Source organism: Pseudomonas fragi, from assembly GCF_900105835.1.
GTDB lineage: Bacteria > Pseudomonadota > Gammaproteobacteria > Pseudomonadales > Pseudomonadaceae > Aquipseudomonas > Aquipseudomonas fragi.
The window spans coordinates 1,064,471-1,077,560 of the sequence record NZ_LT629783.1 but is presented as its reverse complement, the minus strand read 5'-3'; the positions used below and the strand labels follow the sequence as shown (position 1 = coordinate 1,077,560).

13 protein-coding genes are annotated in these 13,090 nt (G+C 58.4%); 6 read left to right on the top strand and 7 right to left on the bottom strand.

The annotated features are described in order from the left end of the window. The first annotated feature begins 24 nt into the window (after nt 1-24). A complete protein-coding gene (locus BLU25_RS04630) occupies nt 25-435 on the top strand; it encodes an SRPBCC family protein (RefSeq protein ID WP_016781217.1) in 411 nt (136 codons plus the stop codon). An 815-nt stretch (nt 436-1,250) separates the two neighbouring features. Continuing rightward, nucleotides 1,251-3,131 carry a hypothetical protein gene (locus BLU25_RS04625; protein ID WP_016781216.1) on the top strand — a complete coding sequence of 627 codons (1,881 nt, stop codon included), beginning with the start codon at nt 1,251-1,253 and terminating at the stop codon, nt 3,129-3,131. Between the two features lie 145 nt (nt 3,132-3,276). Here BLU25_RS04625 and gudD read toward each other — a convergent pair whose 3' ends face one another. Continuing rightward, nucleotides 3,277-4,626, bottom strand: a complete 1,350-nt coding sequence (gene gudD, locus BLU25_RS04620) for a glucarate dehydratase (protein ID WP_083369544.1) — start codon at nt 4,624-4,626, stop codon at nt 3,277-3,279. 13 nt (nt 4,627-4,639) lie between these two features. Beyond that, complete coding sequence (locus tag BLU25_RS04615) at nt 4,640-5,980, bottom strand: MFS transporter (RefSeq protein WP_016781214.1); 1,341 nt, start codon at nt 5,978-5,980, stop codon at nt 4,640-4,642. A 321-nt stretch (nt 5,981-6,301) separates the two neighbouring features. Here BLU25_RS04615 and BLU25_RS04610 point away from each other — a divergent pair, with 321 nt between their 5' ends. Then, complete coding sequence (locus BLU25_RS04610) at nt 6,302-7,012, top strand: FadR/GntR family transcriptional regulator (RefSeq protein WP_016781213.1); 711 nt, start codon at nt 6,302-6,304, stop codon at nt 7,010-7,012. A gap of 121 nt (nt 7,013-7,133) precedes the next feature. Here BLU25_RS04610 and BLU25_RS04605 read toward each other — a convergent pair whose 3' ends face one another. Further along, complete coding sequence (locus BLU25_RS04605; protein ID WP_083369543.1) at nt 7,134-7,997, bottom strand: IS3 family transposase; 864 nt, start codon at nt 7,995-7,997, stop codon at nt 7,134-7,136. Further along, nucleotides 7,994-8,287: a transposase gene (locus BLU25_RS04600; RefSeq protein ID WP_083369542.1), complete on the bottom strand. Its 294-nt coding sequence runs from the start codon at nt 8,285-8,287 to the stop codon at nt 7,994-7,996. Before BLU25_RS04600 ends, BLU25_RS04605 begins: the two co-directional genes overlap by 4 nt. 404 nt (nt 8,288-8,691) lie before the next feature. Between BLU25_RS04600 and BLU25_RS04590 the strand changes: the two genes are divergently transcribed. Beyond that, complete coding sequence (locus BLU25_RS04590; RefSeq protein ID WP_029611454.1) at nt 8,692-9,045, top strand: hypothetical protein; 354 nt, start codon at nt 8,692-8,694, stop codon at nt 9,043-9,045. Nucleotides 9,046-9,052: 7 nt separating this feature from the next. Beyond that, nucleotides 9,053-11,416, top strand: a complete 2,364-nt coding sequence (locus BLU25_RS04585) for a DNA polymerase II (protein WP_083369540.1) — start codon at nt 9,053-9,055, stop codon at nt 11,414-11,416. On the opposite strand, the gene BLU25_RS04580 is transcribed toward BLU25_RS04585, so the two are convergent. From BLU25_RS04580 to BLU25_RS04570, 3 genes are all read right to left on the bottom strand, one after another. Then, the gene (locus BLU25_RS04580; protein ID WP_016781210.1) at nt 11,413-11,694 is read right to left on the bottom strand and encodes a hypothetical protein; all 282 of its coding nucleotides are present in this window, start codon (nt 11,692-11,694) and stop codon (nt 11,413-11,415) included. The two genes, BLU25_RS04585 and BLU25_RS04580, sit on opposite strands and share 4 nt — an antisense overlap. An 84-nt stretch (nt 11,695-11,778) precedes the next feature. Further along, nucleotides 11,779-12,147, bottom strand: a complete 369-nt coding sequence (locus BLU25_RS04575) for a helix-turn-helix domain-containing protein (protein WP_016781209.1) — start codon at nt 12,145-12,147, stop codon at nt 11,779-11,781. A gap of 3 nt (nt 12,148-12,150) precedes the next feature. Then, nucleotides 12,151-12,453: a type II toxin-antitoxin system HigB family toxin gene (locus BLU25_RS04570; RefSeq protein ID WP_016781208.1), complete on the bottom strand. Its 303-nt coding sequence runs from the start codon at nt 12,451-12,453 to the stop codon at nt 12,151-12,153. Between the two features lie 248 nt (nt 12,454-12,701). On the opposite strand from BLU25_RS04570, the gene crcB reads away from it, so the two are divergent. After that, nucleotides 12,702-13,082 carry a fluoride efflux transporter CrcB gene (crcB, locus tag BLU25_RS04565; RefSeq protein ID WP_016781207.1) on the top strand — a complete coding sequence of 127 codons (381 nt, stop codon included), beginning with the start codon at nt 12,702-12,704 and terminating at the stop codon, nt 13,080-13,082. The last annotated feature ends 8 nt before the right edge of the window (nt 13,083-13,090 follow it).

Below are 13,090 nucleotides of genomic sequence, written 5' to 3'. Positions count from 1 at the left end.
ACTTCTTCCAAGAGGCATGCCCCCATGGCAACTGCATCCGCATTTATTGATATTCCCGCCACAGCCGATCAGGTCTGGCAATTGATTGGAGGCTTCAACTCGCTGCCGGACTGGCTGCCCCTGGTTGCTACCAGCGAGTCTGGTGAAGGCGGGCGCTTGCGCCATCTGCAGACCGTGGATGGCACGGTGATCGTTGAGCGCCTGCAAACGTTCGACAATGCCGGCAAGACCTATAGCTATTCCATTGTCGAGGCGCCGTTCCCGGTGACCGACTACCTGGCGACCTTGCGCGTTGAAGCCCTGGGCGACGGCGCCCGTGTGACCTGGTCGGGCCGTTTTACCCCGGCAGGTGTGAGCACTGAAACTGCCGAAGAGCTGTTTGCCGGGGTCTATCAGGGTGGGCTGGCGGCACTGAGCGGCAATTTCGCCGGCTGATTTGTACTCGGTGCTTTTAACTGCAATACCGGGTACATATCCGGCATCCATGCCGGTCGACCCACTCCACAAAACCTACTCTCGGCCTCCCGGGAGGGCAGGCAGATCAAAAGCACTGCGACCCCGAGGCGGCCGACCTGTTTGGCGGCGAGGTCTGTGAGCCCCGAATATTTACTCTGTGGGAGCGGGCTTGCTCGCGATGCAAGCGGCGCGGTATTTCAGTTGAATCGCGTCGATGCCATCGCAGGCAAGCTCGCTTGCACATTAAATGCAAGCGCAAAAGTGGGTTGAAACTACCCAGCTTCCGTGCAGTGATGGCACTTTAAAATCAAAAAAATCTTAAAACCTGTGGCTATTTAATGACTTAGGTCAGTATTGCCTTGAAATAAAATGTGCAGAATCACTTGTTACTGATTGTTACGATAGGGTAAGATCGCCCTGCGTTCACCTACCACGGTTTATGCATTTTTAAGCCCCAAGTTTCCATCAGCTACTTGGGCTTTTTTTTGCCTGAAATTTGATATTGGATCCAATTTTAGGTGTGTAAGGTTTTCTGATATCGCCCCGTCCGCCAGCACCAGGCAGCGCTCGCACCGCATCTGCGATAAAGGGGAGCTGGTTTAGCGCTTGGGTCAATCAAAGGGCATTCGCCTGGTCATACTCCACTCGTGGCCATTGAAGAGCATGGACAGCGGCTCCTTGTTGTGGGGTGCTCAGAGATCGACATGGAACTAAAGGGCAGACTCTGCGAATAAAGAAGGCCTCACATTTTTCGGCGAGGTGATGAAGCAAATCTTTAGCGTAGGAATAATCGTATGCTGCTTTCGAGTCTCTCTCTTCCGAATTTACATGAGCCCGGCCGCACTCATGTGTCACCCGGCAATCAATGTACGGCTGCAGTGAGCAGCGTTCTGCCTGACACCTGTATTTTTGCGCGTAAGTCATCTGTGCTGACTCAGCTCAAGTTCGATGCCGTCGTCCAGGCACTTGAACAGGAACCGCCCGGCGCATTAAACGGGAGTGCCCTTGAGTTGTTGAGCCTGGCGCTGGTTAACACAGCAAGCTGGCCAGTCAAGACCGCCCTGGCCTGGAAACATGATGCGGATACAAGCCCGTACACCGCGTTCTTTGCAGGCAAGCAAAAGTGTTGGTCTGATATGCAGTCTTTGCCCGGTGACCGGGTCGATCAGTGCATCGAAGTCACGCATGACGGCAATAATAATTACTCGGCATCTATTCAGGGGAAGACCTGGCGGGCCTGGGGTGATGATTCTTTCTTCAAGTTGCTGTTGGCCATCAGGGATGATGTGTCATCTGAGTTGATCAGTGATCATCAAGCTGGCGCTTTGCGAAAGGAGTTGACGCATAATCTTATTGAGCAAAGAAGCTTGTTGGAAGGGGTGTGGCAAGAGGGCGAACAATCACCCGCGCGACAGGGCTTCGTCACTCCTGCCACTGCAGTAAATAACGGCGCACGCACCATGACGAGTGTGCCTGTCAGCGTGCAGTGCAACCCTCTGTGGGTTAACCCTGAAACACGACCTGCCTGTAAATACTCTCCGGTCAAAGTACCTGAGTTGCCGCTAAATGGCGCTAGGGTTAAAAACCGGGCAGAGGTTCTGCAAAGCATGCATGCAGTGCTGCACAATCGCGTTGAAGTCTGCAGATCGCTGGCTATGGATAGGGGGGTGCCCAGTTCAGGCAGCTGGTTTTCATTTATAAGGCCTCCTCGTATTGAAGCCCCCTGGTTGAGTAAAAGCACTGTGCCAGCGCTGGTCATCAGCGGCGGCAGTGCCAGTAAACTCGATGCAGAACTTCGCAAGAACTACAGTCTGGCCTGGCATCCTAAAAACATGACAGGCGTTCTCGGCTCCCGGTCCGAACCTGTATACCTTCTTGTCCACAAACTTGACTACCCGGCCTACGCCTCAACGATGAAAGATGTATTTGAGCAGTATCCAAACTTGCACCTAGTGGGCTGGGACGGTGGCAAGTTGACGGGCTTTGGGGCTGCCCGGGCCTCGGCATTGGCATTTGCGGATACGCTGGCATACCGGCCCGAAAGGATCATGCTGATCGATCAGGATGTTGTGAAAACAGAGCAGACCAGGCACACCAACCCAGCCGTACGCAACCAGATAGACGCTATTCACACAGCAACCCGGCAGCCGATTGTTGGTTATGGAATCGGCTATCCCGAGCGACAAGCACCCCCGAAACCGTTTATGGAAACATCCCCACCCCAAGCGCAGGACTTTAATTCGCCCGCTCAACAGTTTGTCTCTATCAAGGCGCCATTTCGTGGGCAATGGACAGATGGGATTTATCCGCCTTACATGGTGGCCGGCGGTGAAGACATGTTGATGGGTAAGGAACTTGGTTTAAATATTGCGGGCCGTAATGTTGTTTTGCCGGAAGAGCGAATTGTCAAGAAGGCGCTGGACGGGGTCGCAGATACACCGAATGCGTATTGGAGTGAAGGTCGAACGCAAACGTTGAAGGCGTTGTTCGAGTCCGAGAAAAATACAGTGATCCAGTTTGAAGAGCAAACAATGACCCTGGATGAGCTGATGTATCTATTTCAAGGCAGGGGCTGGATTGCTTCACACCCGAGCGATGATTCGTACAATGTTTCAGCGTGCGTTATTGAGCGTATTATTTTAAGGCTGCAAAATGAGTTAGCCAAAGAACGATAGCCACACATCACCCCGTCTTGCCCTGAAGCGCAATAACTTCGCTGGCAAACAAGTGACTGGCGCTGTGCAGAACAGGAGGCGTCGTGGCCGGCTACCGGCCACGTTGTGTCATCAAGCTTTTGCTAACGCTAAACATGTGGGTGGTTTAGCGCACCAGGCAGGGCTTTTTGTTGTCGTATTTCCAGCCGGGAATCATGTACTGCATGGCTACGCTGTCATCCCGCGCACCCAGGCCCATGCCTTTGTACAGTTCGTGAGCCTTGGCCACGGCGTCCATGTCGATATCCACGCCAAGCCCGGGTTTGCTTGGCACCTTGATATGACCGTCGATAATTTTCAGCGGTTCGCGGGTCAGGCGCTGGCCGTCCTGCCAGATCCAGTGGGTATCAATGGCGGTAATGTCCCCCGGCGCTGCCGCCGCAACCTGGGTAAACATGGCCAGGGAAATATCAAAGTGGTTGTTGGAGTGCGAGCCCCAGGTCAGGCCCCATTCGTGGCACATCTGCGCAACGCGTACCGAGCCCTGCATCGTCCAGAAGTGCGGGTCGGCCAAGGGAATGTCCACGGCCTGTGACTGAATCGCGTGGCCCATCTCGCGCCAGTCAGTGGCAATCATGTTGGTAGCCGTAGGCAGGCCGGTGGCGCGGCGGAACTCAGCCATCACTTCGCGCCCCGAATAGCCGTTTTCGGCGCCGCACGGGTCTTCGGCATAGGCCAGCACGTTGTGCTGATCACGGCACAGGGCGATGGCTTCTTTCAGTGACCAGGCGCCATTCGGGTCCAGGGTGATGCGGGCAGCGGGGAAGCGCTCGGCCAATGCCGTCACCGCTTCGATTTCTTCAGCGCCGCGCAGTACGCCGCCCTTGAGCTTGAAATCGTTGAAGCCGTAGCGGGCTTGTGCGGCTTCTGCCAGGCGCACAATGGCCTCAGGGCTCAGCGCCTTTTCATGGCGCAGACGCTGCCAGTCATCACCGTCGGTTTCATTGCGGTAGGCCAGGTCGGTGTGTTGCCGGTCGCCTATATAGAACAGATAACCAAGCATCTTCACCGCCTCCCGTTGCTGGCCCTCGCCGAGCAAGGCCGCGACCGGCACATGCAGGAATTGGCCGAGCAGGTCGAGCAGGGCGGCCTCCATTGCCGTGACGGCGTGGATGGTGATGCGCAGGTCGAAGGTTTGCAGGCCGCGGCCCGCCGAATCGCGGGCGGCGAAGGTGCGGCGCATGGCATTGAGGACGCTCTGGTAATTGCCGATGGGCTGGCCCACTACCAGGTTGCGGGCGTCTTCGAGGGTTTCGCGGATGCGTTCGCCACCGGGCACTTCACCCACGCCGATATTGCCGCTGCTGTCCTTGAGGATGACGATATTGCGGGTAAAGAAAGGGCCGTGGGCGCCGCTGAGGTTGAGCAGCATGCTGTCATGGCCCGCCACCGGGATTACCTGCAGGCTGGTGACGGTCGGGGCTTGGCTGGCGTGGTGTTGATGGTCGGCATTCATGGTCTGGTCCTTGTCAGGCAGGTTGCAGGGCGGTGGGGGTCACGGCCGTGGGAGTGGGTTTGGTCTTGGCAAAGAACACAATGACTGCCGCAATGATCGACGTGCCGGCCAGGCCATAGAGGCCGCCCTGGATCGAGCCGGTGGTTTGTTCCAGGAAACCGAAGGTGGTGGGGGCGACGAAGCCGCCGAGGTTGCCGATGGAGTTGATCAGCGCGATTACCGCCGCCGCGATGCGTGCATCCAGGTAGCCCTGGGGGATGGGCCAGAACAGCGCCGATGCCGATTTGAAACCTATGGCGGTAAAGCAGATGGCGATAAACGCGAAGATCGGCCCGCCGGTGGTGGACATGAACATGCCGATGGCGGCAATGACCAGGGCGGCCGCCACCCAGGCTTGCTGGAACCTGAACTTGCTGGCCAGCGAGGCAAAGGCGTACATGGCAATGATGGAGATCAGCCACGGGATCGAGTTGTAAAAGCCCACCTGGATATCGCTCAGGTCGCCCATTTTCTTGATGATGCTCGGCAGCCAGAAGGTGGCCGCATAAATGGTCAGCTGGATACAGAAGTAGATCGCGCAAAACAGCATGATCTGCCGGTCCTTGAGCAGCCTGCCCAAGGTGGGCTTGACGGTGTTGACGGCATCGCGTTCACGCTGCTCGCGGTCAATCTCGTTGACCAGCGCATCTTGCTCGGCACGGCTGAGCCATTTGGCGTCGTGGGGTTTTGAGTCCAGCCAGAACCAAACAAACACGCACAGCACCACCGAGGCCATGCCTTCGATGATGTACATCCACTGCCAGCCATGCAGGCCCATGCCGGTGATTTGCAGCAGCAGGCCGCTCAGTGGTCCCGAGATCAGTGAGGCCAGTGCCGAGCCGCTGAGGAAGATGGCAATCGCCTTGCCGCGTTCGGCGCCCGGCAGCCAGCGGGTGAAGTAATAGATCACGCCCGGGAAGAAGCCGGCTTCGGCTACGCCGAGCAGAAAGCGCAGGATATAGAAGTGGGTTTCGTTCTGGATAAAGGCCATCAGGGTGGCGGTGATGCCCCAGGTGAACATGATCCGTGTCAGCCAGATACGGGCGCCGACTTTTTGCAGCAGCATATTGGACGGCACTTCAAACAGTGCGTAGCCGATGAAAAACAGCCCTGCACCGAAGCCATAGGCGGCGGCACCAATGCCCAGATCGTGCTCCATGTGGCTGCGCACAAAGCCGATGTTTACGCGGTCGATGTAGTTGACGATAAACATGATGACGAAGAGCGGCAGTACATGGCGCTTCACTTTTTGGATCGCACGCGCCAGGACCGGGTCGTTGGCGTACGCAGCAGACGGATTGCCGGAAGTGTTCACAATTCAAAGCCCCACTGATTATTTTTATGCGGGTTATGTGTGCTGCAGATCGGGCCTGCAGTCGCCAGACATCATACGAGTTGACTTTTTTCCTGGCAATGCTTTGAAACAAACCAAAAAGTTATAAAAATGCTGATATAGATACTTTAATTTCGATTCTTCGGGTGATTTGCTGGCTTTAAGGCCAGGAAAAGCTGCAGGCGAGGTACTTGCCTGAAGGTCGTAATCAGTTTTAAACACAGGGTTGTCTGATTTTTATTTAACTTGTCATACATGTACGGGTGCTAGTATCAGACCGTCTTGTTCGAAGGGATTTGCCCCATGCACAACCCCCAGAGTGCGCCGTTGCGCAAGCGTTCACCGGGCCTGGCCCACGACATCGTGGCCGAGCTGACACAGCGGATCCTGCTGGGCCAACTGGCGCCCGGCGAGAAGCTGCCTTCCGAGTCGGCCATCGTGCGTGAGCACGGCGTAAGCCGCACCGTGGTGCGTGAGGCGATTTCAAAATTGCAGGCAGCGGGGCTGGTCGAGACCCGTCACGGCATTGGCACCTTCGTGCTTGAGCGTGATCAGCGCCAGGGCATTCACTTGAGCCGGGATACCGCGGCCAGCGTGCGCGGCATCATCGAGTTGCGCATGGGCCTGGAGACCCAGGCGGCGGCACTGGCCGCCAGGCGTCGCACGGAGGAGCAACTGCTGCAGATGCGCCAGGCGCTGGATGACCATCAGAACTCACTGGCCAACAATGACAGCAGCGTCGAGCCGGACTTGCGGTTTCACCAGTTGATCGCCCAGGCCACGGGCAACAGTTGTTTCACCGACATCATTGCCCAGCTGGGGCGTTCGGCGATCCCGCGTACCCGGATCAACAGTCAGGAGCGCGGTGATGCCGACCTCAAGCAGTTGGGTCAAATGGCCGTGCTCGAACACGAAGCGATTCTGCGCGCCATTCGCCGCCAGGACCCCGACGCCGCCCGCGCTGCCATGCTGCTGCATCTGAGCAACAGCCTGGAGCGCATGGCAGGGGAGTGAGGGCAAAGCAGATCAAAAGCCCCTCACCCTAGCCCTCTCCCGGAGGGAGAGGGGACTAAAGGCAAAAGCAGATATGAGTAACGCTGGGCCTGTCTCCCTGCAGCGGACGCCAAGAAGCTGGCTATCGAGTCTTCTGCCTCAAGCTCTTTGCATATTCGTTCGGAGAACGATATCCCAGAGCTGAGTGCAGTCGACTGCTGTTGTAAAACCCATGTACATAGCTGGCGATTGATAGCTGTGCCTGTTTTTTTGTGGGGTAGACCCCGAAAGCCTCCTCTCTTTTCAGCGTAGCGAAAAAGCTCTCGGCCACTGCGTTGTCCCAGCAATTTCCCTTTCGACTCATGCTCTGGGTGAAGTCCTTCTTGGCCAGCGTCAAACGGAACTTACTGCTTGCGTACTGACGGCCCTGATCGGAGTGAAATACTGCTCCACTGCTGCCAGAACAGGCGCTCCAGGCATTCAAAAACGCGCTTTCGACCAAACCATCTGGCATGCGGTCCGACAAGCTGTAGCCCAAGATCTGGCGGGTCTGGATGCTTAACACTATCGCTAGATACAACCAACCCTCTCTGGTTGGGAGATAGGTGATATCACTGACCCAGGTCGGCGTGGGGTTATCGATAGAAAACTGACGCGCTAACACATTGCTCGCCACCGGCAAATAATGACAGCTGTCAGTGGTGCAGGGCCTGAAACCTCCTTTGGACTTGCCCTGTATCCGCTCCTCGCGCATCAACCGCCTGACCCGTTTGTGGCCCACTGCGAACGATTTCTGGCGCAAGGCGGCTACCAACCGTGGCCGCCCATAGGTTTTTCGACTGGCCGCATAAGCACTGCGCAACGCAATGCGAATCTGAGCGTCAGGATCAGGGCGAGGCTGTCTGTGCGTGTAATCGTAGAAACCTGAAGTCGAGACTTCCATCACCCGACACAACACCTGTACCGGGTATTGAGTCCGTTCAGCAGCGACGAAGGCGTATCTCACCTGGACTCTCTGGCGAAGAATACCGCCGCCTTTTTTAGGATTTCACGCTCCATTTTCAGCTCGGCAACCTCGGCTCGCAGGCGGGCAAGCTCACTGTCTTCCTTCGTAATTGGCTTGCGCTCGGGCGAACTCAGCGGTTGGCCCCTGCGCGTGGCGTCCACCCAGTTATCGAGCGTTTTGACTGACATCTCTAGCTGGCGGGCCGCTTCGGTTCTGCCAACGCTTTCAGCCAGCGCAACCGCTTGAGTCTTGAACTCATCGGTATAGTTACGGCGAGTAGATGGATACATGGCAACCTCCAAGAGAACGATTTAAGTATCGCTTCTTGGCGTCCGTTGTCACGGGACAGGCCCACCAAAAAGGCTTGCCCCTGGCGTCCGGCCTTCGCTGCGCTCAGGTTCCCTCGTGCAGGTTAGCTCCGTGGGCACGCCGCCACGGGCCATCCATGGCCCATCGCGGCTCTCCCGGCATCCATGCCGGGAGGCCCACTGCGCAGAACCTCCACTCGGCCTCCCGATGGGGCGGGTAGATCAAAAGCCGTCGAGGCGGCCGACCGGCCGGCCTGTTTTGGGGCGGGACCCGCGAACCTATGTTCTTTGGGAGATCACGCCCCTCCAGCGGACTACTGGTTATTTAGCCACCTGTGGGCACTGACTGCGTGATATCGTATTGGCCTTTATCTAGGGGATATCCAATGCGAATGCTGATCGGCGTCATGAGTCTGGCCTTGCTGGCCGGTTGTGTATCTCCTGCGATGGACACTGCCCGTGCCAAGGCTCCAACCCGGGTGCTGGCTTCGGAAAAAGCCACGGCGCTGGTCGCCGAATGCATCAAGTTTTCCTGGCAGGATGAAAGCGTGTTCGGCGTCGATGCCAGTGCCTATATCAACAGCGACAAGGCCGGAAAACAGACGGTCTACACCCGTGGTGCCGAGTCCTTTGCCGATCTGCAGCCCCAGGGCACCGGCACGGCAGTAAACTACTACGCCAAACAGCCGGGTGATGCTGCCGCCATGCGCCGCCTGGCGATGCTGGCGACGTGCCTGTAATCGCGTAATGGACTTGAGGCAGGGCTTTGTCCTGACCCGGCACTGGCGTGATACGCCGTCGGGCATCGAGGTCGAATTCTGGCTGGCCACCGATGACGGGCCGCAGCTTGTGCGCCTGCCTTATCAAACGTCCACTGCGTTTATCCCGAGCATTCAGTCAGGCCAGGCACAGGCGCTGTTGCAGGGCGAGGCGGGGGTGGAATTTCGTGAGCTGGCGCTGTGTGATTTCCAGTCACGCCCGGTGACCGGCCTGTATTGCCGCCAGCACGGCCTGCTGATGGACATTGCCCAGCGCCTGCGCCGTGCCGGGGTCGATGTGTACGAGGCCGACATCCGCCCGCCGGAGCGTTTTTTGATGGAACGCTTTATCACTGCTCCAGTGAGTTTCGGCGGCCGAGCCCAGGACGACGGGCCGCTGCTGGATGCGCGGCTCAAACCCCATCCAGACTACCGACCGCAGCTCAAACTGGTGTCACTGGACATCGAAACCAGCGAGCAGGGCGATTTGTATTCCATCGCCCTGGAAGGCTGCGGCCAGCGCCAGGTGTATATGCTGGGCAAGGCCACTGCGGCCGATACCCCGGTGGATTTCGACCTGGAGTTCTGTGCCACCCGCGGCGACCTGCTGCTGCGTCTTAACCAGTGGATGGCCCGGCATGACCCCGACGCGATCATCGGCTGGAATGTGGTGCAGTTCGACATGCGGGTGTTGCACGAGCATGCCCGGCGCCTGGGTATCCCGCTGCTGCTGGGGCGTGGCGGCAGTGAAATGCAGTGGCGCGAGCACGGCAGCCGCAAAAACCATTTTTTTGCCAGTGCTGCAGGGCGGCTGATCATCGACGGGATTGAGTCGTTGCGCTCGGCGACCTGGTCGTTTACTTCCTTCAGCCTGGAAAACGTCGCCCAGACCCTGCTGGGCGAAGGCAAGGACATCAGCACGCCGTACCAGCGCATGGACGAAATCAACCGCATGTTTGCCCATGACAAGCCTGCGCTGGCCCGTTACAACCTCAAGGACTGCGAACTGGTCACGCGGATTTTCGCCAAAACCGAGCTACTGACCTTTTTGCTGGAACGTGCCTCGGTCACGGGGCTGGAGGCTGACCGCAGCGGCGGGTCGGTGGCGGCGTTCTATCACCTGTACATGCCGTTGATGCATCGCCAGGGCTTTGTCGCCCCCAACCTGGGCGACAACCCGCCCCAGGCCAGCCCCGGCGGTTTTGTCATGGAGTCCCGACCGGGGTTGTACGAATCGGTGCTGGTGCTCGATTACAAAAGCCTGTACCCGTCGATTATCCGCACGTTCCTGATTGACCCGCTGGGGCTGGTGGAAGGGTTGCGCGAGCCAAGCGATGAGGCCTCGGTGCCGGGTTTTCGCGGCGCGCGTTTCTCGCGTAGCCGGCACTGCCTGCCGGCCATTATCGAGCGTGTGGCCAATGGTCGCGAAGTGGCCAAGCGGGAGAAAAACGCGCCTCTGTCCCAGGCCCTGAAAATCATCATGAATGCTTTTTACGGGGTGTTGGGCTCCAGCGGGTGCCGGTTTTTTGATACGCGGCTGGCGTCGTCGATCACCCTGCGCGGGCACGAGATCATGCTCAAGACCCGGGCCCTGATCGAGGCCCGGGGCTTTAGCGTGATCTATGGCGACACCGACTCCACCTTCGTCTGGCTGCGCAGCGAGCACAGCGAAGTTGATGCCGCCCGGATCGGCCGTGAGCTGGTGGCGTATGTCAACGACTGGTGGCAGGCCCATGTGCGTGACGAGTACGGGTTGACCAGTGCGCTGGAGCTGCAATTCGAGACCCACTACAGCCGCTTCCTGATGCCGACCATCCGGGGTGCCGAGGAGGGCAGCAAAAAGCGCTATGCGGGGCTTGTGGTGCATGCCGACGGGCGTCGGGAGATGGTCTACAAGGGTCTTGAAACCGTGCGCAGCGACTGGTCGCCGCTGGCCCAGCAGTTTCAGCAGGCGCTGTACCGGCGCATCTTCGACCGCCAGCCGTGGCAGGACTACGTGCGCGATTTTGTGCGCGCTACCCTGGCGGGCGAGCATGATGAACTGCTGATCTACCGCAAGCGCCTGCGCCGCCCGCTCAGTGACTACGAGCGCAATGTGCCGCCCCATGTGCGGGCGGCACGGCTGGCCGATGAGTACAACGACCTGCACGGGCGCCCGCGCCAGTACCAGAATGGCGGCAGCATCAGCTACGTGATCACCGTGGCCGGGCCCCAGCCGCTGGAGAACCGCACCGCCGAGGTGGATTACGACCACTATCTGACGCGCCAGCTGCAACCGGTTGCGGACGCGATTCTGGTGTTTGTCGACGACGATTTCAGCGCCCTGGTGGGCGGCCAGATGGGGCTGTTTTAGGCGTCGCTGGCAGGGCTGGCGGCAGCCTTGGAGCGGGCGCGATCCTTGGCGGCCTTGGCTTCGGCGGCCAGGCATTCCAGGCAAAACTGCTCGGCGTAACTCATCAGGATTTCGGTGGTGTCGCCCTTGATCGTGCGGGATCCGGCGAGGATATAGCGCATGCGTTTTTCCGTAACCCCCAGGCGCAGGGCAATCCAGGCCGGGGTCTGGCCGATGCGGTCGACCAGTTTGTTGGCGTATTCGGTGGAGTGGTTGTAGCGTTCAGCGTTGGGAAACATAGGGGTTCCATGGGGCGGTAGGGTGAAGCCGGAGCGCATGGTACTCCTTTTCACCCGCGCCCATGATCTTGCCTGCCCCGGCGGTCATGATTTCACCGGCTTGATCAGGCTTTCTGCCGGGATGCCGAACATCTCATGCAGCTTCCAGATCATGGGCAGAGTCAAGGAGCGTTTGCCGTTGAGCACTTCATATACCCGGTTCTGCCGGCCGATAGCAGGTACCAGGTCAGCCGGTGACAGCCCGGACTGCTCCATTCGGAAACGGATGGCATCCACCGGGTTGGGCAGGTCGACGGGGAAATGCTTGGCTTCGTAGGCTTCGATCAGGGTGATCATCACCTCCAGGTAGTCGCCTTCAGGTGTGCCGGGCTGCGGTTCATTGTCGAACAGCGGCGAAACCGACTTCAGTGCGTCTTTGTAGTCCTGCTCTGTGCGAATTGGACGAATATTCATGGGTTACTCCATTTCCACGGTGTTGGCATCAATGGTGTCGTACTGCTGGTGAGTACCTGCGAATTTGATATAGATGGCGCTGTAGCGATAGGCCACAGCCACCACGAGCCGATAGGCGTTACCTTTGATGTTGAACACGACCCGGTTGCTCTTGAGAATGCTGGCATGGCGAAACTGCGCCTTGATGTCGGCCGGTGTTTGCCAGTTCGCCTTTTTTGCTTCATCAATCCAGCACAGGAAAGATTGCTCTGCGCCTGGATGCTTCTGCCAAAAGATCTTGAGCTGACTGATTGCGATGATTCTCATAAAATGATCCTAGTCCCATGGTGGGACTTTTGCAAGTTGGCTTTACGTCCTGTGCAGCTCAAATACCCCGCAATGCTCAAGAACGCCAGTTTGAAAACTTGAGCAAATATGAGCTGTGCCATTCAGGCCTCACTGTCCTCGGCATGGGCTCATCTGTAACAGCGAAAGACCCGGCCCAAGTCATGCCCGCCCGCGGTTTTATGAACTAGAGTTCCCCCCAATCACCAACAGACACGAGAGGGATTTTCATGACTGCGCTGGATGTTTTCTGGGTCGGACTGGGGGGCGGGCTGGGCTCGCTGCTGCGCTGGTGGATCGGGTTGCGGGTCGGGCAGCTGTACAAGGGACCGTTCCCGCTGGGCACGTTCCTGATCAACGTCAGCGGCGCCTTTGTGATCGGTTACCTGAGCATCCTGTTTACCGTGGACTGGCGCGACCGCTATGGCGATTTTCTTAGCGCCGCGGTGCTCACCGGTATCCTGGGCGGTTACACCACATTCAGCAGCATGCAGCTGGATGCCTCGAAACTGGCCAAGGCCAGGGATCGGGCATGGGCCGCCGGTTATCTGATTATCTCGGTTCTGGTCGGCCTGGCCGCCGCCGCGTTCGGCGCCTGGCTGGCGCGCTGACTCTGGAG

Excerpts from the sequence above, each read along its gene's own strand:
- BLU25_RS04630 (WP_016781217.1), top strand. The coding sequence starts at position 25 with ATGGCAACTGCATCCGCATTTATTGATATTCCCGCCACAGCCGATCAG.
- BLU25_RS04625 (WP_016781216.1), top strand. The coding sequence starts at position 1,251 with ATGCTGCTTTCGAGTCTCTCTCTTCCGAATTTACATGAGCCCGGCCGC.
- gudD (WP_083369544.1), bottom strand. The coding sequence starts at position 4,626 with ATGAATGCCGACCATCAACACCACGCCAGCCAAGCCCCGACCGTCACC.
- BLU25_RS04610 (WP_016781213.1), top strand. The coding sequence starts at position 6,302 with ATGCACAACCCCCAGAGTGCGCCGTTGCGCAAGCGTTCACCGGGCCTG.
- BLU25_RS04600 (WP_083369542.1), bottom strand. The coding sequence starts at position 8,287 with ATGTATCCATCTACTCGCCGTAACTATACCGATGAGTTCAAGACTCAA.
- BLU25_RS04590 (WP_029611454.1), top strand. The coding sequence starts at position 8,692 with ATGCGAATGCTGATCGGCGTCATGAGTCTGGCCTTGCTGGCCGGTTGT.
- BLU25_RS04585 (WP_083369540.1), top strand. The coding sequence starts at position 9,053 with ATGGACTTGAGGCAGGGCTTTGTCCTGACCCGGCACTGGCGTGATACG.
- BLU25_RS04580 (WP_016781210.1), bottom strand. The coding sequence starts at position 11,694 with ATGTTTCCCAACGCTGAACGCTACAACCACTCCACCGAATACGCCAAC.
- BLU25_RS04575 (WP_016781209.1), bottom strand. The coding sequence starts at position 12,147 with ATGAATATTCGTCCAATTCGCACAGAGCAGGACTACAAAGACGCACTG.
- BLU25_RS04570 (WP_016781208.1), bottom strand. The coding sequence starts at position 12,453 with ATGAGAATCATCGCAATCAGTCAGCTCAAGATCTTTTGGCAGAAGCAT.
- crcB (WP_016781207.1), top strand. The coding sequence starts at position 12,702 with ATGACTGCGCTGGATGTTTTCTGGGTCGGACTGGGGGGCGGGCTGGGC.